Origin of the sequence: Streptomyces sp. YS-3 (assembly GCF_045257485.1) — a bacterium.
In the GTDB taxonomy this organism is placed as follows: Bacteria; Actinomycetota; Actinomycetes; order Streptomycetales; family Streptomycetaceae; genus Streptomyces.
In genome coordinates, this window is sequence record NZ_JBJHPC010000872.1 from 1 (window position 1) to 2022 (window position 2022).

Annotated in this window: 2 protein-coding genes; one reads left to right on the forward strand and one right to left on the reverse strand. The window is 70.4% G+C overall.

All coding sequences use genetic code 11. The features are described from left to right. Positions 1 to 139 precede the first annotated feature (139 nt). Positions 140 to 553: a cobalamin B12-binding domain-containing protein gene (locus ACJA3G_RS35775; RefSeq protein ID WP_406557197.1), complete on the reverse strand. Its 414-nt coding sequence runs from the start codon at positions 551 to 553 to the stop codon at positions 140 to 142. 315 nt (positions 554 to 868) lie between these two features. Between ACJA3G_RS35775 and ACJA3G_RS35780 the strand changes: the two genes are divergently transcribed. Continuing rightward, positions 869 to 1819: an esterase/lipase family protein gene (locus ACJA3G_RS35780; protein WP_406557198.1), complete on the forward strand. Its 951-nt coding sequence runs from the start codon at positions 869 to 871 to the stop codon at positions 1817 to 1819. The last annotated feature ends 203 nt before the right edge of the window (positions 1820 to 2022 follow it).

The window sequence follows — 2022 nt, forward strand, 5'->3', positions numbered from 1 at the left end:
CCGCTTCTTTCGTCTGCGGACCGTGCTGGCTTGCTCGCGCAGTTCCCCGCGCCCCCAGCCGCCACCAGCGGGCGCGGGGAACTGCGCGAACGGCCACAGACGGCCCGCCGACGAGCCAGCCGGCCGCCCGGCGAACTACCTACGCCCCGGCCCCCGCGCGGACATTCCCCCGTACCCACTCCACGATCGACGTCGTCGTCGCTCCGGGCGTGAAGATCTCGGCCACGCCGAGGGACTTCAGGGGGGCGATGTCCGCCTCCGGGATGATGCCGCCGCCGAAGACCTTGATGTCCGCCGCGTCGCGCTCCTTCAGGAGTTCGATGACCTTGGCGAACAGGGTGTTGTGGGCGCCCGAGAGGATGGAGAGGCCGATCGCGTCGGCGTCCTCCTGGATCGCCGTGTCCACGATCTGCTCGGGCGTCTGGTGCAGGCCGGTGTAGATGACCTCCATGCCCGCGTCGCGCAGCGCCCGTGCGATGACCTTGGCGCCCCGGTCGTGCCCGTCGAGCCCCGGCTTGGCCACCACCACGCGGATCGGACCGGTTACACCCATCACTGCCTCCACACGAGGTGAACAACCTGAAGTGAACGAACGTTATCTACAGCATCCCGCACCCCGCCGTTTCGCGGACGCCGGGGAGGGGGAAATCACACGTGGGACATGTTCGTTTTGCGTCGCCGTACCCGATTGTCCGCCGCTCGTCGGCGTGACCGGCCGGGGCCGGCGCAAGGGGAGCCGCTCTGAAGGCGCCGGACCCCGTGCCGTCAGCCGCACAGCACGGTGGTCCGGCCCATGGCGTTCTGGACGAGCGCGTTTTCGCGGGGGCGCCCCATGAGGGCACACGGGGGACGGTGTTGTTCTCCGGGCGTGCCGTTCGGGAGGCCGTCCGTGCCGTTCTTACCGCTCCTTCCCTCCTCGCTGTTTCCTTCCTCACTGCTTCCCTCCTCACTGCTTCCCTCCTCACTGCTCCCCTCCTTTCTGCGCCGTGCCTGGATCTCCGCCGCGCTGCTGCGCGCCACGGCACTCGACCTCGCCGTCCTCGCCGGCCATGTCGTCCTCTATCCCTCAGGGATGGCGGCCGAGCGCCGGGAGGCCGTCCCGGACGACGCCCCACGGCTGCCCACCGCCGGGCGCGCCCGGACGCCCGTCGTGCTGCTGCACGGCTTCATCGACAACCGCTCGGTCTTCGTCCTGCTGCGCCGCTCGCTGTCCCGGCACGGCTGGCGCCACCTCGAATCCCTCAACTACTCCCCGCTGACCTGCGACATCCGCGCCGCCGCCGAGCTGCTCGGCCGCCATGTGGAGGAGATCCGCGCCCGCACCGGGCACGCCGAGGTGGACATCGTGGGGCACAGCCTCGGCGGTCTCATCGCCCGCTACTACGTCCAGCGCCTCGGCGGCGACGCGTATGTCCGTACGCTCGTCACGCTCGGCACCCCGCACGCGGGCACCCGCTCCGCGCAGATCGTCAGCGCGCACCCGATCGTCCGCCAGATGTGCCCAGACTCCGACCTCGTCGAGGAGCTGCGCCTGCCCGCGCCGGGCTGCCGGACGCGGTTCGTGAGCTTCTGGAGCGACCTCGACACGCTGATGGTCCCGGTGGAGACCGCCCGTGTCGACCACCCCGATCTGACCGTCCAGAACGTACGGGTGTCGGGGATCGGGCATCTGGCGCTGCCGGTCCATCCGGCCGTCGCCACCGGGATACGCCAGGCGTTGACCGGGGCGGGGGTCGGGACCGGGACCGGGGACGAGGAGTGCGGGGAGAACGAGAAGGGGAACTGCGGCGGTTCGCGCGGCGCCTTCTCCGTCGCCTGACGCGAGCGGCGGGTCCGTTCCGTTCCCCCGCCGAACCCCTCCATGCTCGAACAATCATCGAACGCAAGACCAAGGCTCTGCCCACGGCCCGCCGAAAGACGCCGATTGCCCGTTTCCTTATCCAATAAAACCCGCGGAAGATTGTCGCTGTCGCGTACCGCCGGGTACAGTCGCGCCACTGCTTCCCCCACCGGGAGCCCCTC

Bases quoted from the DNA above. Each gene is read 5' to 3' on its own strand.
- ACJA3G_RS35775 (WP_406557197.1), bottom strand. From the start codon at position 553: ATGGGTGTAACCGGTCCGATCCGCGTGGTGGTGGCCAAGCCGGGGCTC.